The 21,480-nt window shown below is 47.6% G+C and carries 17 protein-coding genes; 3 read left to right on the forward strand and 14 right to left on the reverse strand.

Annotated features, from left to right (window positions below; all coding sequences use genetic code 11):
• Window positions 1-32: 32 nt before the first annotated feature.
• Window positions 33-665, reverse strand: coding sequence for a 3'-5' exonuclease (locus tag ITG12_RS12095; protein WP_248873099.1), 633 nt, complete (start codon window positions 663-665; stop codon window positions 33-35).
• A gap of 35 nt (window positions 666-700) precedes the next feature.
• Window positions 701-2,527 carry a DUF294 nucleotidyltransferase-like domain-containing protein gene (locus ITG12_RS12100; RefSeq protein ID WP_038882009.1) on the reverse strand — a complete coding sequence of 609 codons (1,827 nt, stop codon included), beginning with the start codon at window positions 2,525-2,527 and terminating at the stop codon, window positions 701-703.
• 241 nt (window positions 2,528-2,768) lie between these two features.
• On the opposite strand from ITG12_RS12100, the gene ITG12_RS12105 reads away from it, so the two are divergent.
• Complete coding sequence (locus ITG12_RS12105; protein WP_248873100.1) at window positions 2,769-3,959, forward strand: 3-phenylpropionate MFS transporter; 1,191 nt, start codon at window positions 2,769-2,771, stop codon at window positions 3,957-3,959.
• Between the two features lie 142 nt (window positions 3,960-4,101).
• Window positions 4,102-7,533, forward strand: a complete 3,432-nt coding sequence (locus ITG12_RS12110) for a PAS domain-containing hybrid sensor histidine kinase/response regulator (RefSeq protein ID WP_248873101.1) — start codon at window positions 4,102-4,104, stop codon at window positions 7,531-7,533.
• 57 nt (window positions 7,534-7,590) lie between these two features.
• On the opposite strand, the gene ITG12_RS12115 is transcribed toward ITG12_RS12110, so the two are convergent.
• From ITG12_RS12115 to aspA, 10 genes are all read right to left on the reverse strand, one after another.
• A complete protein-coding gene (locus tag ITG12_RS12115) occupies window positions 7,591-8,976 on the reverse strand; it encodes a class II fumarate hydratase (protein WP_248873102.1) in 1,386 nt (461 codons plus the stop codon).
• Window positions 8,977-8,992: 16 nt separating this feature from the next.
• Window positions 8,993-9,373 carry a hypothetical protein gene (locus tag ITG12_RS12120; RefSeq protein ID WP_248873103.1) on the reverse strand — a complete coding sequence of 127 codons (381 nt, stop codon included), beginning with the start codon at window positions 9,371-9,373 and terminating at the stop codon, window positions 8,993-8,995.
• A gap of 215 nt (window positions 9,374-9,588) precedes the next feature.
• A complete protein-coding gene (locus ITG12_RS12125; protein ID WP_042604415.1) occupies window positions 9,589-10,074 on the reverse strand; it encodes a hypothetical protein in 486 nt (161 codons plus the stop codon).
• Window positions 10,075-10,333: 259 nt separating this feature from the next.
• Window positions 10,334-12,061, reverse strand: a complete 1,728-nt coding sequence (locus ITG12_RS12130; protein ID WP_248873104.1) for a sodium:solute symporter family protein — start codon at window positions 12,059-12,061, stop codon at window positions 10,334-10,336.
• 12 nt (window positions 12,062-12,073) lie between these two features.
• Window positions 12,074-12,337, reverse strand: coding sequence for a DUF4212 domain-containing protein (locus ITG12_RS12135; protein ID WP_005448273.1), 264 nt, complete (start codon window positions 12,335-12,337; stop codon window positions 12,074-12,076).
• 200 nt (window positions 12,338-12,537) lie between these two features.
• On the reverse strand, window positions 12,538-13,164 hold the full coding sequence (locus ITG12_RS12140) for a MarC family protein (RefSeq protein WP_005448274.1): 627 nt from the start codon (window positions 13,162-13,164) through the stop codon (window positions 12,538-12,540).
• Window positions 13,165-13,454: 290 nt separating this feature from the next.
• Window positions 13,455-14,090: a response regulator transcription factor gene (locus ITG12_RS12145; protein ID WP_038870959.1), complete on the reverse strand. Its 636-nt coding sequence runs from the start codon at window positions 14,088-14,090 to the stop codon at window positions 13,455-13,457.
• A 195-nt stretch (window positions 14,091-14,285) separates the two neighbouring features.
• Window positions 14,286-16,109: a protein-disulfide reductase DsbD gene (locus tag ITG12_RS12150; RefSeq protein ID WP_248873105.1), complete on the reverse strand. Its 1,824-nt coding sequence runs from the start codon at window positions 16,107-16,109 to the stop codon at window positions 14,286-14,288.
• A 162-nt stretch (window positions 16,110-16,271) separates the two neighbouring features.
• Window positions 16,272-17,579, reverse strand: a complete 1,308-nt coding sequence (locus ITG12_RS12155; protein WP_038870965.1) for an anaerobic C4-dicarboxylate transporter — start codon at window positions 17,577-17,579, stop codon at window positions 16,272-16,274.
• Between the two features lie 176 nt (window positions 17,580-17,755).
• Complete coding sequence (gene aspA / locus ITG12_RS12160) at window positions 17,756-19,207, reverse strand: aspartate ammonia-lyase (protein ID WP_038870968.1); 1,452 nt, start codon at window positions 19,205-19,207, stop codon at window positions 17,756-17,758.
• 424 nt (window positions 19,208-19,631) lie between these two features.
• Here aspA and ITG12_RS12165 point away from each other — a divergent pair, with 424 nt between their 5' ends.
• Window positions 19,632-20,150 (forward strand): FxsA family protein, encoded by a 519-nt coding sequence (locus ITG12_RS12165; protein ID WP_038870971.1) that lies wholly within the window; start codon window positions 19,632-19,634, stop codon window positions 20,148-20,150.
• Window positions 20,151-20,220: 70 nt separating this feature from the next.
• Here ITG12_RS12165 and trmL read toward each other — a convergent pair whose 3' ends face one another.
• Window positions 20,221-20,700 (reverse strand): tRNA (uridine(34)/cytosine(34)/5-carboxymethylaminomethyluridine(34)-2'-O)-methyltransferase TrmL, encoded by a 480-nt coding sequence (gene trmL / locus ITG12_RS12170; RefSeq protein WP_012126507.1) that lies wholly within the window; start codon window positions 20,698-20,700, stop codon window positions 20,221-20,223.
• Window positions 20,701-20,831: 131 nt separating this feature from the next.
• Complete coding sequence (locus tag ITG12_RS12175; RefSeq protein ID WP_045409335.1) at window positions 20,832-21,440, reverse strand: superoxide dismutase; 609 nt, start codon at window positions 21,438-21,440, stop codon at window positions 20,832-20,834.
• Between the last annotated feature and the right edge of the window lie 40 nt (window positions 21,441-21,480).

A 21,480-nucleotide genomic window follows, 5' to 3' on the forward strand; every position in this document is an offset into this window, starting at 1 on the left:
GTGGGAGGTGGATCGAAAGCTGAGTGTTGAAGCTATTGGGTATAAGGCACGCTCAGGTTTGGTAAATCGCCTTTGGTTAGGCGCACATACACCAAAGCAGCGGATTTTGCGTCTTGCAGGGCGTCGTGTTTGTCTTGAATCGGCAGTTCGAGGTGCTTACAAATCGCATCAAGACTTAAGTCGAAGTAGGCGTTAGGTAAATGACGTTCGAGCTTGTCGTGATAAATCTGGCTCACTTCGATGAGCGGGTTAGGTAGTGGAAAGCCTAAATGCTTCAGACAAGCGAGGTCGAGGATCTTTTTGTCATAGCGAATGTGGTAGCCGACTAAAGGACGATTGCCGATAAAGTCGAGTAACTTGATGAGCGCTTCTTTTTCGCTGATGCCATCAACCAAATCTTGGTGGCGGATATGGTGAATTTTCACTGAACCTGAATCGAGTGATTGTGGGGCGCGCAGTCGAACTTCGAACGGTTTGCTGGTGATGATGCGATTGTCGATGATTTTTGTCGCAGCGATGGTGACCAGCTCGGCACGGTTGGGATCCAAGCTGGTGGTTTCGCAATCGAGAGAGACAAACTCGCCTTTTTGCGGCGAACAAAACAGTGGCTGATAAGGTGATCCTTTCAGCTTGTAATGCCAGTATTTCCTTTGTAGCCAATTCATCCCTGTTACCTCTCGTCTTATTTGCCTAAAAGACTCTAATCACGGATTTGATAATGGAAGCCTAAGAACTGCTTAAACTTTTTCACCACGTGTAAGCTGTGGCGTAGCAGGTCTCGTTCTGTCCTGTCTAACTGTTTGATGTCGATGTTGTTGAGTGCTTCCTGCTTACTCAATTGCTGGTTCAAACGGATCTTGAAGAACAGCTTCAGCGCCTCATTGAGGTTATCGGCGGTTTCTGGTTCTAAGATGCGTTTGTTTCTCAGTGCTTCGATACGCTCGAAGGTGTTCTTCTCTTCAATCGCGTATTCCAATGCCAAAGTGCGAATACCATGCACAATTGGGAAGATGCCGCCGCGCTTAATATCCAGCCCGTCTTTGGCACTTTTTACGTTGCCAAATAGAGTAAGAGGCACGGAAAACTGCAGAGCGGGGCGAGTGAAATCGGACAGAATCAACATGCGATCTTCCATGCTGTCTCTGAGGTGCTCGGCGATAGGTGTGAGCAACTCTCGATTGCCTGCGACCGCATGAGCGTCGCTGAAGATGGCTAAATCCATGATTTGTTCTGGCTGTGCTTTAGCAATCCAACCATCGAGCGTTTTAATCCAGTCTTGCTGCGTTCGGACCCACTTCGGATTGTTAACCATGACTTTGCCAGGGCAGAGTGGATAACCCAGTTGTTGCAAGGTATGGGTGAGGGTTTGCATCACTTCGGCGCAATGTTCCCATTCCAGCCCATCTTGGATGATCAATGCATTATCTTGATCCGTTTTAAGGATTTGCTCTCCACGACCTTCCGAGCCAAGCACAATCAGACAGCAGTGATCGTGCAGTGCTGGTGGCACCACAAGCTCAAACGCTTTTTCGATGATTTGTTCGTTTACGGCAGATATCAGCTCCATGATAAAGCGAGTACGGATGCCATTGGTTAGCAAGCTGTCCACCAACTGACGCTGTCGATTAGAAGCAAGGGCTAACTCTCCCACGCTGCTGGCTCGTGCAATACTGAGTGTCAGTACGTGTGAGTGAGTGGAAAACGCACTGAGGATTTGCGTCATGTCCAACATACCGACCGCTTGACTGCCTTCGCACACCATTAGACGCTTCATGCGATTGCGCGTCATGGTGATCATGGCGTTAAACAAGAAGTCACCATCATCCACGTGATAAACCGGGAAGGTGGCTATCTCACTTACTGGCGTATCGAGTGAGTGGTCGTCAAGCATTACGGCATGGAGCATATTGGTTCGCGTCACTATCGCGTAGGGATGCGCCGATGGATATTGCTCTAAGCGCGGGTCATCTTGGTTAAGCTGAACCAAAGCGGCATCAATGCCATTGTCTTTAAGTGTTTTGGTGACTTGATTAATTGGCATATCAGGTGCCAATAGCATCGGTGGATGATAGATGCTGCTATCGACTTTAGTCAGAATGAATTCCGCTAGGTTTTGCTGTTGTTGAGCGGCTTCAATGAGGGCTTGGCGTTTGGATAAGTTGTTATCGAAGTAGGCCGCGAACTGTCCGTTCTCGTTATACAGCTCAAGAAACACTTCTTTGGGCAGCAAGTACGAGAGGGTATCTTCCAGTGCCACATACTGATGGCGCACGCTTTCTTCAAACAAAGAGCGTACATCAAACATGTCGTCGTTAGCGTAGTGAGCAAACACTTCGTCTTGATCTTTTGAGCGCTCTTCTACAGCGCCTTTAATCAGCACGTGCAGGTGAGGGTTGTCTTGCCCACAAGCTAAGATGACATCTCGCGTTCGGTAGTACGCCACATCAAGAGACGAGCGCAGTCGATTTTGCTGTGCGTCAGTCAGGCGGTCGAACGGTGGAGATTGCATATTAAATTTGTCAGGCATTAGAGCACCTAAATTTGGTGGGAACACATTCTAAGTCTGACAAATTTCCCTGTCGAAGCCAGACGACTTTGGTCTAAATCGTCACAATCTAATTTTGCATTTCGAGACCCTGTGCCATTGAGGAAACGGTAAGTTGCCGATTCTTCCCTTTTTCTATTACGCATTGCGATCCATAATTCCGCGTCCCAAACGTTTACGTGGCGGAAGTCGTTAGTTTTTGTCGTTTTTTAGGATGTCAGTGATGTTGAAACCCTCTCCGTATGGCTGGATTTCCCAGTACTTTCTCGGATTCTTTTTTGCGTATGGCGTGTATCTGCCATTTTGGTCGTTGTGGTTTAAAGAGCAGGGCGTTTCTCCAACAGATATTGGTCTGTTAGTTGGTCTAGGTTTGGCGACGCGCTGTGTGGCGAACATGGTACTCACCCCACGTCTACATAAAGTCGAACACATCATGCCTGCCCTACGTTGGTTGAGCTTTGCTGCCCTCATTTTTGTTGGTTTCCACTTTTTCACTGGTGGCAACTTTTGGTTAATGGCACTCGCTACCATCTTGTTTAACTTGTGCTGTGGCCCGGTGGTACCGTTGTCGGATGCGATGGCGAACTACTACGCGCGTTTGAAAATGCTCGATTACGGTCGTACCCGTTTGTGGGGCTCGGTTGCCTTTATTGCAGGCTCGACTGTGGTGGGTTACTTGGTGGCAGAGTTTGGCTCTGACATGATTTTGTACACGGCGATGGTCGGCGTCTTTATCTCGCTCTTATTTGCAATGCGTAACACCAATCCAATGCCAGTGACACGCGAAGGTCAACATTCTGAGCGTCCAAAACTTTCTGCATTGCTTACGGATAAGCCGGTCGTGAAGTTCCTTGTGTTGATGGCGTTAATCCAAGGTAGCCACGCGGCGTACTACGGTTTTAGTGCGATTCACTGGAAAGCGGCTGGTCACTCAGAAGATGTGATTGGCTACTTATGGAGCTTGGGCGTGGCAGCTGAAGTTGCTGTGTTTGCTCTGAGTAAGCGTCTATTCGCTGGCTGGTCTTTACGCACTCTGTTTGTGGTTGCGGCTGGTGGTGTGATGCTACGTTGGGGCATGACTGCGTCTACGACCTCTATTTTGGCGTTGGTGGTAGTGCAAATGCTTCACGGCGTGACGTTTGCAATGGCGCACATTGCCGCGATTCAATACATCCAGAACTCAGCTGAGAACAAGATGGTGGCATTGCAGGCACTGTATAACGCAATCCCACTTGGTGCGTTTATCGCGTTGATGACGGTGATCAGTGGTTGGGGCTATGAGCACTGGGGGGCGAATATCTTCTGGTTGATGGCGGTGATGGGCTTTATTGCACTGTTTATCAAAGTTGAGCCTCAAAATGATGAAAGTAATGTGGTTGATCTCTCAGCTAATGCTCCCGAAGCACAGAATTAAGCTTCTGTGACAGAGATTAAAAATTAACCTTTGTCTCTGTTGTGAAAGCAGTGTTAAATGAAACCTCTCCCTTATGGAGAGGTTTTTTATTCCTTGCTTTAAAAACAGCAAGAAAGGCAAGAAAAGTAAGAAAGGATATCGGATGCAAGGATGGCTAGTGATTCCCGTTTCTTTGGCGTATTTGGGAATCCTGTTTTTAATCGCTTGGTACGGTGACAAACAAAAGAGATGGTTAGCGCGTTGGCGACCATGGATCTACAGTTTGTCGATTGCGGTGTACTGTACGTCGTGGACCTTCTATGGCACGGTCGGACAGGCGAGCAACAACCCTTGGTCCTTCCTACCCATCTATATTGCGCCGATCATCGTGTTTACCATCGGCTGGCGCGTCCTCGCTCGGCTGATCTTGATTGCTAAACGCGAGCACATCACCTCCATTGCCGATTTCATTGCCGCCCGCTATGGCAAATCACAAGGCTTGGCGGTGGTTGTTACCTTAATCGCGGTGGCAGGCATCCTTCCATATATCGCTTTGCAATTGCGTGGCATCACCATGGGGTTGGAGATCATCGCGCCAGATTTAGCATCTGATCTCAGTTATCAAAACTACAGCGTATCTTGGTTTGTGGTCGGGGCGATGGCGATCTTCACCATGCTGTTTGGTACGCGTCATATCGATAACACCGAGCATCACCGCGGCATGATGATGGCGATTGCGTTTGAATCAGTGCTTAAGTTGGTGGCGTTTTTAGTGGTGGGCGTATTTATTGTTTGGCTCGCGATGGATACCGAGAGCTTCCTCCTCGCTGATATCGCCGCTGAAACCTATGAGTCCCCTAACATTCCGACCTTGCTGATTCATACCATTCTGACCATGCTGGCGATTGTCTGTTTGCCACGTCAATTCCATACCATGGTGGTCGAGAATGAACGCGCGCAAGACTTGCACGTTGCGCGTTGGTTGTTCCCGTTGTATCTGATTCTGATGGGCATTTTCGTTCTGCCAATCGCATGGGTAGGGCAAAGTCTACTGAGTGGCAGCCCTGCCGATACGTACGTGATCAGCGTGCCGATGGCGGTGGGCGCGAATGACATCGCCTTACTGGCATTTTTGGGCGGTACTTCCGCGGCAAGTGGCATGGTCATCGTCTCGACCATTGCCTTAGCGATCATGGTATCTAACGATTTGGTGATGCCGTTGATTCTGCGCAGAATGAAGTTATCAAAGCGTAATCATCACCATTTTTCTACGCTGTTATTACGTATACGTCGTGGGCTTATTCTGCTTCTTTTGATTGGTGCATGGGGCTTTTATCAGGCTTTAGATAGTATCCACTCACTCTCTGCGATAGGTTTTCTCTCGTTTGCTGCGATTACCCAATTTGCTCCGTCTCTGCTTGGCGGTATGTACTGGCGTCAGGGCAACAAGAAAGGCGTGTATGTCGGTCTGCTGGTGGGGTTCACCATTTGGTTGATTACTTTAATGAGCCAAACCGACATGCTGGCGGGCGATGCAAGTAATAACTTGCTGATTTGGTTGATCACTCCGCCTGATTTATTGGCAGGTTTTGGTATTGCTGTTTCTGACTGGGGCATGATCCTCAGCGTGGTGGCGAATACCGCGTGTTTTGTCGCGGTATCACTAGCTACGCGCCCAAGCATAAGTGAACGCTTACAATCGGCGTCATTCGTCGGTACGCCGTTGCCTGAAAGTGAAAACATCAGCTTGTATCAGAGCCGTGTAACGGTCAGTGAACTGGAGATGTTAGCGTCGCGATTTGTTGGACGCACGCGAGTGAAATCCGCCTTTCAAACCTATTGGAGTCAGCAACGCGAAGAGCTGCTTCCCAATCAGCAAGCCCCCTCTACCTTAATTCGACACACCGAGCGCGTACTTGCCGGTGTGTTTGGTGCCTCTTCAGCTAAGTTAGTACTTACTTCCGCTTTGCAAGGCAGAAATATGCAGCTTGAAGAAGTTGCGACCATCGTTGATGAAGCCTCAGAGCTGTATGATTTCAGCCGTGGCTTATTGCAAGGTGCGATTGAACACATTGGGCAAGGCATCGCAGTGGTCGACAAACAACTAAGACTGGTGGCATGGAACCAACGTTATCTGGAGTTATTTGTTTTCCCGCCGGGATTGATTCAGGTCGGGCGTCCGATTGCGGATGTGATTCGTCACAATGCCGAGCAAGGTTTATGTGGTCCGGGTGACCCTGAAGACCACGTTCGTCGCCGCGTTTATCACCTTGAGCAAGGCACGCGACATACCTCTTCCCGAGTACGTCCAGATGGTCGCGTAATTGAAGTGCAAGGCAACCCAATGCCTGGTGGTGGTTTCGTTATGAGCTTTACCGATATCACCGTGTTCCGCGATGCGGAGCAAGCTCTGAAAGACGCTAATGAGACACTAGAAGAACGCGTTCGTGCTCGTACTCGTGAGTTGGAACAACTGAACAAACAGCTGGTGGCAGCAACGCAACGTTCTGAGCATGAGTCACAATCCAAGTCGCGCTTCTTAGCGGCGGTGAGTCATGATTTGATGCAGCCGCTGAACGCCGCGCGCCTGTTTGCTTCTTCATTGTCGGAAGTCGCCAAAGACAGTGAAACCCAAAAGCTGTCGACCCACATTGAGAGTGCATTAGGCGCAGCAGAAGATTTGATCGGTGATTTGCTGGATATTTCACGTTTGGAATCGGGCAAGTTGGACGTCAATGTGCATGGTTTTGCGGTCAATGATGTATTAGCTAACTTGAATGCGGAATTCAGTGCACTGGCGAAACAACAAGGCATTGAGTTCACCATGATCCCATCATCTTTGATGGTGAAATCCGATCCGAAATTGCTGCGCCGCGTGGTACAGAACTTCCTTACCAATGCGTTCCGTTATAGCCCGAATGGCAAAGTGGCACTCGGTGTACGCCGCGTACAAGGGCGAGTGCGTATCGATGTGTGGGATAACGGAATGGGTATCGAAGAAGAGAAACAACAAGAGATCTTCGAAGAGTTTAATCGTGGTACTCAAGTCCGTTCCGACCAAGGTTTAGGGTTGGGTTTGGCTATTTCGAAAGGTATTGCTCAAGTGCTAGGGCATGAAATCTCGATGCGTTCTTGGTTTGGTCAAGGCAGCGTGTTCTCGATTACCTTAGATAAGGCAGAGAGGGTGCACATTCCGGCAGTCAAAGCTGTGAAGAGTGCACAATCCGATTTAAGTCATATTCGTGTACTGTGTGTCGATAATGAGCCAGACATTCTGGTTGGAATGGAAAATCTACTCTCACGCTGGGGCTGTGATATTCGCATTGCGACCGACATCGTTGAGAGTCTGAAAGCGATCGAAGACGATTGGCTGCCGGATGTGATTTTCTCCGATTATCGTTTAGACAATGGTCGAACAGGATTAGAAGTGTTGCAGCAATGCCGCTTGCGTCTGGGTAATCGCTTTGAAGGGGTGATCATCAGTGCCGATCGAACCGATGACATGATGGAAGGCATTAAAGCCAATGGGTTCAGTTTTATCGCCAAACCGGTGAAACCTTTGAAATTACGTTCGGTACTCAATCGAGTCGCCTAGAAAAAAAAGACCTCCGATTGGAGGTCTTTTGCTTTAAGGGGGTGATCGGTCGGTGGCTTATTCTGCAACGCCGCCTTGAGTCAGTTTGGCTGGATCGAGCAATCTTTCTAATGTGGCACGATCTAAGTCCGTTTCTTCTTCCGCTACATCAATGATAGCGCGACCTTGTTTGTAGGCTTTCTTCGCCACTTCCGCTGCTTTTAGGTAGCCAATCACAGGGTTAAGTGCGGTGACCAGAATCGGGTTCTTCGCCAGTGCAACATCAAGGTTGTCTTGGCGCACTTCAAACGTCGCGATGGCTTTGTCTGCTAAAGCAACGGCGCTGTTCGACAGCAGTTCAATGCTTTCTAATACATTGTGAGCTATCACTGGTAGCATCACGTTAAGTTGGAAGTTACCCGATTGACCTGCAACGGTAATGGTCGCGTCGTTCCCAATCACTTGTGCCGACGCCATGGCTGCTGCTTCTGGAATCACAGGGTTCACTTTGCCCGGCATGATAGAAGAGCCCGGTTGTAAGCCTTGCAGTTCGATTTCACCTAAGCCTGCTAGTGGACCTGAGTTCATCCAGCGAAGATCGTTTGCGATCTTCATGATCGCAACTGCTGCTGTTTTGAGCTGTCCCGATAGGGCGACGATCGCATCCTGACTGCTGAGATTGGAGAAGAAGTTTTTGCTTGAAGCAAACTCGATGCGCGTTGATTGCGTTAGGTTACCGGCAAAAAGATCGGCGAAACGTGGATCGGCGTTGATCTCTGTCCCTACCGCTGTTCCGCCTTGGGCTAACGCTTTCACAGCTGGCAGTGTTTGTTCGATGGCTTGTTTGGCGTGCTCGATTTGGAATTGCCAGCCACCAAGCTCTTGGGCGAAGGTAATTGGCATCGCATCCATGAGGTGCGTACGACCTGTTTTCACCACATCTTTCAGAGCTTGCTGCTTGGCCTCTAGTGTTTCACTTAGGTGGGACAGTGCAGGCAGTAGCTGTTTTTCAATCGCAATTGCAGAGCTAACTTGAATCGCAGTAGGCACTACGTCGTTACTGCTTTGACCCATGTTGACGTGATCATTTGGATTGACCGTTCCGCCTAGGTGCTCAGACGCCAATGTTGCAATCACTTCGTTGGCATTCATGTTTGAGCTGGTGCCCGAGCCGGTTTGGAATACATCGATAGGGAATTGGTCGAGGTGTTTACCATCAATGATGGCTTGCGCGGCATCGGCGATGGCATTGGCGATATCACCTTCCAGTAAGCCAAGTTGAGCATTGGTGAGCGCTGCGGTTTGTTTGATGTGAGCGAGTGCTTGGATAAAGCCCGTCGGCATGGTGTGTTTGCTGAAAGTGAAGTTATCGACAGCGCGTTGAGTTTGGGCTTGATACAAAGCGTTGGCTGGGACTTTGACTTCGCCCATGCTGTCCGCTTCGATACGGAATTCCGTGGTCATGGTAGGTTCCTTTTGTTTAATCGAGTGGCGTCTGTATCAGACGTAATTGTTGTTGTAATGAGAGAAATTTCACATCGCCATCCTCAAACTGGTAGTAGTAGTGTTTGAGACAAAGTAGCGGAGTGTGAATGGAATCGAGGCAGACTCGGCGGAAGATACGACTACGAGTAGGGTCTTGAATCGCGTCGAGAAGATGGAAGTAGACTTGGCGTAAATACAGCTCGCACAGCAACAGGTTTTCGTGCTCTGTATCGTGATCATAGATGGACGACAGCACCATGCCCCAATGGATGTAATCATGAATCACATCGGGTTCGAAGCCGCTTGGCGCATACACATGAAGGAATCGGTCTTGTGCTTTGAAAAAGGCGTTGTAGATGGCTTGGCTGCTGTCCATAGTTACCTCGATATTTAAGATAATGATAATTATTATCAATTAATTGTCGATTAGCAACCACAGCTTTTTTGAGGAAATAACACAACAAAAAAAGCCGATACTCGGACTCAGTATCGGCTGAAGTGGGTGAGCTCAATCCCTACAATTAAGCTCGGTATTCTTTCGCGAGATAAGGTTGGCTCAAATGCGTCTTCAAGCCTTATGGAGCAGGTAAGTTATTTGTCCGTAAACAGGGTTTCGTATTTCACAAATGCCGTTTGCGTTTCACCGTAGTAGAACGTGCCTTCAGATTGAATCGCAACACGTAACCAACTCTCTGCTGATGCAGGCTTAGGCAAAGTGATGGTCCAGTTTTGTCCGGCTTGATCCGCTGGTTTCATGTCAATCGGCTGTGCGTTTTGCTCTTGGCTATCCACGACTGAAAGCTTCACCCCTTCCAGTGGATAAGCAGCATGTAAAGACAACTCTAAGCTATCTGGCGTCAGCTTTTCTGAGCGAAACTTCACTTTAAAGTCGCCATTCTCCATATCACACAAGCCACTGGTGTAACGGCAATTCGACTTGCTGGCCAGCTTGTAGCTTTCCCCTTCTTTAGCGGCATGAGGTTTCTCACTCAGAGCCATGTCTGTACCGAAATAAGCGATTAAAGACAAAATTGGGGCGATCAACAGGGCGATAATAAAGTGCTTGTTTTTGAACATAAAATACTAATCCCATCAATTATCTGTTCATTTTTACTGGCTAAAATCGCTAATAACTTCGTTAAAGATTTTGAAGTTAGAGCAACTAGCTTGCTGCAATCTTTGCCTTGTTCTAAGCGATTTTTCCGCGTAACCCCTGAACATATAATCAATGGCATTGGTATGCTTCCTTGCTACGGTTCAGGGAATATCTAATTATTAGAATAAGTTAAGTGAATAAAAAAGCCCCAAGCGGGGCTTTTGTGGTTTGCGTTATATTTTAGTGGTCTACCGCACCGCCAACGCCTGCTGGTACACGTACGTGCTCGACTAGGTCTTTTACTTCTTGTGGTGTTTCTGCTGTCACTCTTGATACAGCGAACGCCACAATAAAGTTAAATACCGCACCGATTGCACCAAATGCGTTTGGTTCAATACCTAGGAACCAGTTCTGCCCCCAACTTTGTAGGTACGTCCAGTCAGCAACAAATAGAATGCCTTTATGCTGGAATACGTAGAATAGCGTGATACTGATACCTGCAATCATACCTGCGATTGCGCCTTCTTTGTTGATGCTCTTACTGAAGATACCCATCATCAACGCAGGGAAGATGGAGGATGCCGCCAGACCGAAGGCGAGGGCTACCGTTCCGGCTGCAAATCCTGGCGGATTCAAGCCCAAGTAGCCGGCGACTGCGATGGCAACAGCCATAGAGATTCGACTCGCAAGCAGCTCTTTCTTCTCGGATATATTTGGATTGATCACGCCTTTGATTAAGTCATGTGATATCGCGGACGAGATAGCCAATAGTAGACCCGCTGCCGTCGATAGTGCCGCTGCGAGACCACCTGCTGCAACCAACGCGATGACCCAGTTTGGTAGCTTAGCAATCTCTGGGTTTGCTAGTACCATTATGTCACGGTCAACTTTTAGCTCGTTAGTCGCTGGGCTTGATGTGTACTCAATCAGGCCATCGCCATTCTTATCATCAAAGCCTAGCAGACCTGTTTTCTCCCAGTTCTTGAACCAGTCAGGGCGCTCGTCATAAGCAAGATGCTGACCAGGAGCTGGGTTAACCGTATCCATCAGGTTTAGACGTGCCATTGCAGATACTGCCGGCGCTGTTGTGTAAAGGATCGCAATGAAAAGTAATGCCCAACCTGCTGATGTACGTGCATCACGTACTTTAGGCACGGTAAAGAAGCGAATAATTACGTGTGGTAGACCCGCAGTACCGATCATCAGTGACATGGTGTAAACGAACATGTTTAACGTATCGCCACGAACTTGAGTAGTGTATTCACTAAAGCCGAGTTCGGTCACCACCTGGTCGAGCCGATCGAGCAGATAGACATCGGTGCCTTGTATGGTACTGCCTAAGCCGATTTGAGGTAGTGGGTTACCCGTAAGTTGCAGAGAGATAAAGATTGCAGGAATAGTGTAAGCCAAAATGAGTACGCAATACTGAGCAATCTGCGTGTAGGTAATGCCCTTCATACCGCCCATTACGGCGTACATGAATACGATACACATACCAATCAATAGACCGGTTGAGTAATCCACCTCAAGGAAGCGACCGAACGCCACGCCGACACCTTTCATCTGACCGATAACGTAAGTCACCGATGCGATGATAAGACACACAACCGCTACGATACGCGCTGCGTTAGAGTAGAAACGCTCACCTACGAATTCTGGCACGGTAAACTTACCGAACTTACGTAGGTATGGTGCAAGCAGAAGTGCAAGCAGTACGTAACCACCTGTCCAGCCCATGAGGAATACTGAGCCGCCGTAGCCCATGAAGGCTATCAAGCCTGCCATTGAGATGAACGATGCTGCTGACATCCAGTCTGCTGCGGTTGCCATGCCATTAGCGATAGGGTTTACACCGCCGCCTGCTACATAGAATTCTTTGGTTGAGCCCGCACGTGCCCAAATCGCAATACCGATGTAGAGGACGAATGTCGCGCCAACTACAAGATAGGTAATAGTTTTCAAATCCATCTGAGTTACTCCTTACTCATCCACGCCGAATTCACGGTCGATTTGGCGCATCTTCCACGCGTAGTAGAAAATAATACCGAGGAAGGCATAGATGGAGCCTTGCTGAGCAAACCAGAAACCTAGTTTGTATCCACCTAATTGAAATTGATTAAGTACGTCGACAAATAAGATGCCGCAGCCGAAAGACACTACGAACCAGATGACCATCAGGGTAATCATGAGCTTCACGTTCTTGTCCCAGTAGGCTTTGGCTCTTTCTTCGCTTTCAAATGCCATTGCCGTCTCCTTACGATTGGTATTGTTGTTAAAAAAATGTTTCAACATGTACATTAGCAAGGCACTGGCAAGAACTCTTTTCAACTTTAGTCGGGACGCTAAAAAGCAAAAACGCCCATTTTTAGGGCGTTTGAGAAGAAGTGGGAATAAAAGTGTGATGTTAATTTGATGTTAAGTTAGCCAAAGGTCTAAGAGTTTTATCAATTAACATAGAAATCTTTTATACCAAGCAGCAAATTATTCAGTGCAACAGCGGCAAGGATAAGCCCCATTACGCGGCTGATGATGGCTGCACCTACGTTACCAATCACTTTTTGAATCGTGTTTGCACCCAGTAACAAGAAGAGGGTAACCAGAAGTACCGCAATCATGACGCCTGCGGTCATTGCTTGGTCGACGAAAGAGTAGCGATTGTTATCGGTGAGCATCACGATGGCCATCATTGCCCCCGGCGACGCAATCGAAGGGATCGCAAGAGGGTAAACGGCTAAGTCAGCGAGATCCGAGTGGCTGACTTCTTCGCCCAGTTTTTGCTCTTGTTCTGGCTTGCTTTCACCAAAGATCATCGACAATGCAAACAGTAATAGCACTAAACCACCAGCGGCTTGGAAGGCGGGTAATGGGATTTGCATTGCTTCCAGTAACAACTGACCGGCAATAAGAAAGAACAGCAACACACCCATTGAAATGGCAATGGCTTTTAATGCGACGAGACGACGCTGTTTTGCCGTAAGGTGCTGAGTCTGTGATAGATAAACGGGTACTGAACCAATCGGGTCGATGACGGCCCAGAGTACGACGAATTGAGTGACGAGAATACTTAACAAAGTATGACCTCCCAGAGTTAGCGGTTTAACAGAGGGATGAAGAGGCTGTGTGTGACAGTCTATGCCGATCGTAGCCAGTAATTGCTTATTCTAGCTTGTGAAAACGCTCGATAACGGCGTTAAAAATTTCGATTGTAGGAGAACTACTTATCAAAAATTTTCGCCTTGTTCTCAAGCCTTTTTCCTACGCTATTTATAAGCTCTGACTCACTGTGATTGGCATTATCATTTTAACGTCTATTGTTCTTTTTGCGTCATATAAATGTGAATTGGTTATATTTATTAACACATTACTGCTCTGATTCCATTTGTTGCAGCAAAATAACGGCTTGAGTGCGATTCTTGACGCCTAATTTTCGGAATATGGCGGTCATGTGTGCTTTGATGGTGGCTTCTGAGACATTGAGCTCGTAAGCGATTTGCTTGTTGAGTAAGCCATCCGATAGCATGCCGAGCACCTTGTATTGTTGAGGTGTCAACGCAGCAATCTTTTCTGCTAAGTCATTACATGCTGCGTTATTGGTGATCAAGCCTTCAGGGAAGAATGGGTCGCCGTTCAGCACTTGGTTAAGGGCACTGACAAGTTCACGCATGTCGCTTGATTTAGGAATAAAGCCAAATGCGCCGTGGCTTTTTACTTGGCTAACCACTGCGGGTTCTTCGCTGGCAGAAACCACGACGATTGGTAGGTCTGGGTATTCTGCACGTAAGTGAATCAGACCGGACATGCCGTTTGCACCTGGCATTTTGAGATCCAGCAGCACTAGGTCGGGCTCTTCTTCTTTTTTAAGGAGTGTCAGGAGTGCATCTAAAGAGTCAGCTTCGAGGAGGTTAGCACCACTCACCGCCATATGTACCGATTGGAACAAGGCGTTGCGGAACAATGGGTGATCATCAGCGATGATAATGGTGTAGGTCGAATCCATGACGTTAAACACTTTTGACTATTTAGTTAATGGAATTATTGTCCACCTTTAACAGGGGGGACAATGTTTATGCGCTAAAAGTCTGAACCAAATCGACTTTTATTAGAAAAATTGCATATAAACGCAAGTTTCGAGATTTTATTGAGACAATAAAAAACGCCAGCGAGGTATCACTGGCGTTTGAATTATTCACAATCAAAATTGGTTGATGTGTGCCAAGAAAGGCTCGGCCTGCATAAAACCGGTCAAACGAGCGTTTGAAACATGTTTACCATTCGCATCCCAAAATTCAATCGTCGGTAAACCTAATACATTCATATGCTTAAGAAGTTCGATGTCTTGTACTTGGTTCTTGGTCACATCGGCCTGTAGCAGTACAAAATCTTGCAGTTTTACTTCGACACTTGGGTCATGGAAGGTGTACTTTTCAAACTCTTTACATGCGACACACCAATCAGCATAGAAGTCGAGCATCACGGGTTTACCGGCTTGCTTAGCCAATGCCAATTGTTGTTCGAGCTCTGTTACATTGGAGACGCGCGTAAAGCTTACTGTCACTTGTTGAGTTTGCGTTGTTGTGTGGCCACCAAACCAGTAATTAAGTGCTGGTTGAGCTGACGCAAACAAACCAAGCACAGCGATAATGCCTACTGCACTTTGTTTCCAACCACCAAACTCAAGGCTGTTCTTGATGTGGTATAGCCAACCAAATGCAGCGATACCTAGTGCTGACCACAATGCCGTTGCCCATATTTCTGGCATGATGCGCTCAAGTAGGAAGATAGGCGCTGCCAGCAGAATGAAGCCGAATAGGGTCTTAACGCGATCCATCCAACCCCCTGCTTTTGGCAGAAGTTTGTTGCCGAATACAGCAACAAGAATGAGTGGAATACCCATACCCATCGCCAGTGCGTAAAGCGCGATACCACCAGTCAGCAAGTCACCGCTTTGTGCAACGTAAAGTAGCGCACCAGACAGTGGCGCCGTGGTACATGGTGAGCACACTAGACCTGAAATCGCGCCCATGGCGAATACGCCTGCGCTGCTTCCGCCTTGTTGTTTGTTGCTTAGGTTGTTTAACCACGTTTGCACGCCACTTGGCAGTTGCAGGTTATAAACGCCAAACATCGACAGTGCGAGTGTCACGAACAGCACACTCAAACCAATCAACACATAAGGGTGTTGCATCGCAGCTTGGAACTGCATGCCCGCAGATGCCACCACAAGGCCAAGTAGGGTGTAAGTCAGCGCCATGCCTTGCACGTAGACAAACGACAAGCCTAGCGCACGGCGTTGGCTTAGTTTGCCACTGCCAAGCACGATGCTGGTCAGAATTGGGTACATCGGCAGTACACATGGTGTAAACGCCAAACCCACACCAAGCGCTAAGAACAGAAGTGGTGTCCACCAGTTATCAGCAAGGTTGGCGGCAAGGCTATCTTGCTGTGTTACTGGAGCCGATGGTGTGTCGGTAGAAGTAGATGATTGCACCGCTGGTGGTACTTGTTCTGCTTTTGGTGCAGTCGTCGCCGCTGTTGAATCTGAGTTCGATGAAGTAAACGCGCTGATAGGAATTACGCGAGTTTCTGGCGGGTAACAGAAGCCAGCTTTGGCACAGCCTTGGTATTGCACCACCACGCGTGCACCGTCTTGCCAGTCATGCATTGGCACGTTAACAAACAGTGGCTGGGTGTAGATATGCACGTCACCAAAGAATTCATCTTTATGCGGCGTGCCGTCTTCCATTTGCAGTTCGCCTAGCGACACATTTTCGCCCGCAACGGATAAGCGCTCTTGATACAGGTAGTAACCATCACGTACCTGCCAGTCCAGCATGAGCTTACCGTCCTGCTGGTAATAGTTGAATTGGAAAGCCTGATCGACAGGCACAAACGTATCGTTGCTGCTGCCAAAAGTGTTGCTTTGGCTGTTCCCTAACTGATCATTGCCAAACAGAGCAAAAGAAGGCGCAGAAAAGGTAATAAGCCCTAAGAGTAAGACGGAGAGTAATGCACGCATAAAAGGTTCAATTCATCTTAGATAATTGCCGTTAGTGTAACTCAATCAGACCTGCTGGCTAGCCAATAAGTTTCATGGAAGTGAAGATTTGTTAACCGTTGTCCAATACAACAGGCAATAAAAAAGGGAGCCGAAGCTCCCCCGAGTAAGACTCTGTTTCTGCTAGATCAGTAGCCCACCGAACGCGAATCCAAGTGCAACTGCTGAAGCGATAGTTGCTACGCCTGGTACGAAGAATGGGTGGTTGAATACGTACTTACCGATACGAGTTGAACCCGTGTCATCCATCTCAACCGCAGCCAGTAGCGTTGGGTAAGTTGGTAGTACGAATAGCGCACTTACTGCTGCGAAAGACGCAACTGCGGTAAGTGGTGCCACACCGATTGCTAGTGCTGCTGGCATCAGCGCAACGGTAGTTGCACCCTGCGAGTAAAGCAGCATTGAAGCGAAGAATAGAACAAGTGCTAGCATCCATGGGTAGTCTGCTAGTAGTGCACCCGCAACTTCTTTGATGCCATCAACGTGCGCGTTAACGAACGTAGAACCTAGCCATGCCACACCAAGTACACACACACACGCTGTCATACCAGAGCGGAATGTTGCAGCAGCTGGGATTTTGCCTGCGTCGATTTTACAGCTCAATACGATTGCTGCGGCTGCCGCTAGCATGACTGCCATGATCGCTTCGTTACGACCAAGTGCTGGGTTTTCGATAAGACCAATTGAACCAGAGATCGCTGCTGCGTAGCAGACTACGAATGCGATAGCGCCTAGGAAGATGAATGTTGCTTTCTTCGCTGTTGGCAAGATTTCGCGTTTCGATTCTGTGTTTAGCTTGATAAGGCCTTTTGCTAGACGGTCTTGGTATTCAGGATCATCTTTAAGCTCGCTGCCCATGAAGTTCGCAACAAATGCACCGATCATACAAGCGATGAAGGTGGTTGGGATACAAACCGCTAGTAGCGTTAGGTAATCAACGCCAAATGGATGCAACATTGCAGCAAATGCCACAACTGCCGCTGAGATAGGCGATGCTGTGATAGCGATTTGCGAGGCAACTACCGCGATAGACAGTGGACGAGAAGGACGAACACCTTGGCCTTTCGCTACTTCTGCAATAACTGGCAAAGTAGAGAATGCTGTGTGACCTGTACCTGCTAGTAGTGTCATCAAAAATGTCACGATAGGTGCGTAAAAGGTGATGCGTTCGGGATGTTTACGCAAAAAGTCTTCCGCAACCTGAACCATCCAATCTAAACCACCCGCTACCTGCATTGCAGCGATAGCAGTAATAACAGACATGATGATCAGGATTACATCGACAGGGATGAAAGACTGGCTTGTCGGGACGCCTAGGATTAAAGACAATGCAATTACCCCAGCACCACCGGCAAAGCCAATGCCGATACCACCGATTCTTGCCCCCAAATAAATGAAGAGCAGAACCACGAAGAGTTCGACCATTACCATATTGATACCTCTTTTAGTTTTTAATGATTCTGATTTTTTGAACACTCAGGAACAGGTGTAAATGCTCAGAAAATCAGAACCCGAGCGGCTTACGGCAATAAAAAGCGCATAAAAATTGTGGTTAACCGTATCAGAGCCTAAAAAAGGGCCCCGTTTGGGACCCCTTTCACCAGCGATTACTCGTAGCGTTTCGCTTTATAAGTCGGATGCATGAAGTTTTCAACCGATAAGATGTCATCTAGCTCTTCTGCGGTTAATAAACCACGTTCTAGAACCACATCACGTACGCTCTTACCTGTTTCAGCACAGATCTTACCAACAATGTCGCCCTCGTGGTGACCGATGTATGGGTTTAGATAAGTCACGATACCGATAGAGTTGTAAACGTAGTTTTCACAAACTTCTTTGTTCACCGTGATGCCATCGATACATTTGTCACGTAGGTTCACACATGCGTTGTGTAGTAGAGAAATAGACTCAAACACGCTTTGTGCGATTACTGGCTCCATTACGTTTAGTTGTAACTGACCGCCTTCTGCTGCGAAAGATACCGTGTTGTCGTTACCTAGAACCTTGAAGCAAACTTGGTTTACGACTTCTGGGATAACTGGGTTTACTTTAGCTGGCATGATAGAAGAGCCCGCTTGCATTTCTGGTAGGTTCAACTCGTTTAGACCAGAGCGAGGGCCAGAAGAAAGTAGGCGAAGGTCGTTACAGATCTTCGACAGTTTCACTGCTAGACGTTTGAGCGCGCCGTGCGTCATTACGTAAGCACCACAGTCAGATGTTGCTTCGATTAGATCTTCTGCTGCAACCACTTCTACACCCGTAACTTCTGCTAGGTGTTTTACGGCTAGTGCTTGGTAGCCTGTTGGTGCGTTTAGACCAGTACCGATAGCTGTTGCACCTAGGTTGATTTCTAGTAGTAGCTTAGACGTGTAGTCTAGGGCGCGAATCTCTTCGTTTAGTGTCACTGCCCATGCGTGGAACTCTTGACCCACAGTCATAGGAACCGCGTCTTGAAGCTGAGTACGACCCATCTTCAAGATGTCTTTGAATTCTTGTGCTTTAAGTTCGAATGCACCTTTTAGGTATTCGATCGCTTCCATCAACTGATGAACACTGTTGTAAACCGCGATTCGGAAACCGGTAGGGTACGCACAGTTTGTTGATTGGCTCTTGTTTACGTGATCGTTCGGGTTGATGAACTCATATTGGCCTTTTTCTTTGCCCATCAGTTCAAGCGCAACGTTCGCAATAACTTCGTTAGTGTTCATGTTCACTGACGTGCCTGCACCGCCTTGGAACACGTCTGAAGGGAACTGATCCATGCACTTACCTGTTTCAAGGATCAAATCACACGCTTCTAGAATGTAGTTAGCAACGTCTTTTGGAATTGCACCTAGCTCTTTGTTTGCTAGTGCAGCGGCTTTTTTCGTCATTACCATACCGCGTACAAACTCAGGTACGTCAGAAATGGTAGTGCTTGAAATATTAAAGTTTTCGATAGCGCGAAGGGTGTGGATGCCGTAGTAAGCATCAGCAGGAACATGACGTTGACCTAATAGATCTTCTTCAATACGAGTGGCTTGGTTTGCTGTCTTTGGAGCATCAGATAGTGTAGCCATAACAGGATCCTTAGATAATAATTCTGATATTTAAGTTATTTATTAGCCATTTCTGCAATCTAGAATCCGTTCATCAGAGTTTTTGGCTGGAAAAACCGTCCTGACTTATGTGGCACATCATACTGCACCTAGCGCATAAAAATAGTAAGTGGATCACCTTTTTCGCTTTTAATGCGTCAATAATTTGCAAAGTATGAACGGGATATTAATAACCCTTTATGGGTAGGTGTTTTTCCTCGACAAACATGGATTTTAAGAGTGCGAAAATAGCACTTTTCAACGATCAAATTTTATATATGCACCTTTATTCAAAAGGCGTTTTTTGTACAACGCATTCTCCCTATGATGAACACGCTTTTTTACAACGATTCGTTTGAGCTTAGTAGGCTTTTGCCATTACACTGAAATCAACAAAGGAGGGCATGTGTTTCCTATCTTATTATTGGCGTTTATTTTCGTCCCGATCATCGAAATCGGCCTATTTATTCAGGTGGGAGGCTTTTTAGGTCTTTGGCCTACGATTGCTTTAGTTCTGATCACCGCATTTGTTGGCGCGTCTTTGGTACGCAGCCAAGGCATCCAGACGTTGATGTCAGTGCAAGGTCGCTTAGAGCAAGGTGAGCTTCCGGCTCAACAGATTTTTGAAGGTGTGATGCTGGCAGTTGCAGGCGTATTGCTGTTAACACCAGGTTTCATGACCGACGCATTGGGTATGTTGGTGTTGCTTCCCGCGCCACGCGCTGCGATTGCGAAATACTTAATGAGCAAGATGGTGGTGAAGACCATGAATGGTGGCGGCTTCCAAGGTGGCTTCTCAAATCAAGGTCCCTATGAACAAGACCCGTTTCGTCGTGACCCATTCGATTCTCAATCGGACAACGGCAATACCTTCGAAGGTGAGTACGAGCGTAAAGACGACAATGATCGTAACAAGCTCAACTGATTTAATCGGTAAGTAAGAAAAGCAAAAGGGCGCATTCAGCGCCCTTTTTAGTATCCGTGATTTGGTGCGCTTACATTGCACCTTCAAAACCCATTTGACGCCATGCTTCAAACGCGATGATCGCAACGGCATTAGAAAGGTTCAGGCTACGGGCATCTGGCATCATCGGGATGCGGATGCGCTGCTCCATTGGCAAGCTATCAATCACATCTGCTGGTAGTCCGCGAGTTTCTGGACCAAACATCAATACATCGCCTTCTTGATACTTCGCATCCACATGATGACCTGTGGTTTTGGTCGTACACGCAAATAGGCGGTAGTTGCCTTGTTTCTCTTTCTCTAAGTATTCCAAGAATGCTTGATAATCTTTATGACGCGTCACGCGAGCCAAATCGTGGTAATCCAAACCTGCGCGGCGGACTTTCTTCTCTTCTAGATCGAAACCCAGTGGCTCAATCAGGTGGAGATTCGCACCACAGTTAGCACACAGGCGAATGATGTTGCCGGTGTTCGGCGCGATTTCTGGTTCGTATAGAGCGATATCAAACATGGTATTGAATTAGATTGGTCAAAACAGGCGAGCAGTATATACCCAAGTCACCATGAGAAGCGAGATTCAACACAATGACTTGGGGGCATAAGGGCGTGTAGGTAAACCTTGTCGCCCAGATGTTGAAAGGTTTAACTGAGTGCGCGAGCGTAGTTTTCTTCTACTGCGCGCCAGTTCACTACGTTCCACCATGCGTCAATGTACTCAGGACGACGGTTTTGGTAACTGATGTAGTAAGCGTGTTCCCAAACATCCAGCGCTAGAACTGGCTCACCTTGCACCGCGGCAACATCCATCAGAGGATTGTCTTGGTTGCTTGTGGAGGTAATCTGAATCTCTCCATCCTTTACGACTAACCAAGCGAAGCCAGAACCAAACGTATTGATAGCCGCTTGTGCGAATTCGTCTTTGAATTTTTCGAAGTCACCAAACTTATCGTTGATGGCTTGAGCGAGTGCACCTTGAGGCTCACCGCCACCATCCGGTGACATACAATTCCAATAAATGATGTGATTGTAGTATCCGCCACCGTTGTTACGAATAGCTGGGCTGAGTTGAGAAATGCAAGCGAAGATGTCATCGAGGCTTTGGGTCTCGAGAGCGCTGCCTTTTGCGGCAGCCATGAATTTATCGTAATAGGTTTTGTGGTGTTTGCTGTAATGAACTTCCATGGTTTTCGCATCGATGTATGGTTCTAGTGCATCGTAGCGGTACGGAAGCTCTGGAAAAATATGCGACATTGTAAATCCTCCTTTATGAAGGACTTACTTTAATGTTAAT

This window comes from Vibrio sp. ED002, from assembly GCF_023277445.1.
Taxonomy (GTDB): domain Bacteria; phylum Pseudomonadota; class Gammaproteobacteria; order Enterobacterales; family Vibrionaceae; genus Vibrio; species Vibrio jasicida.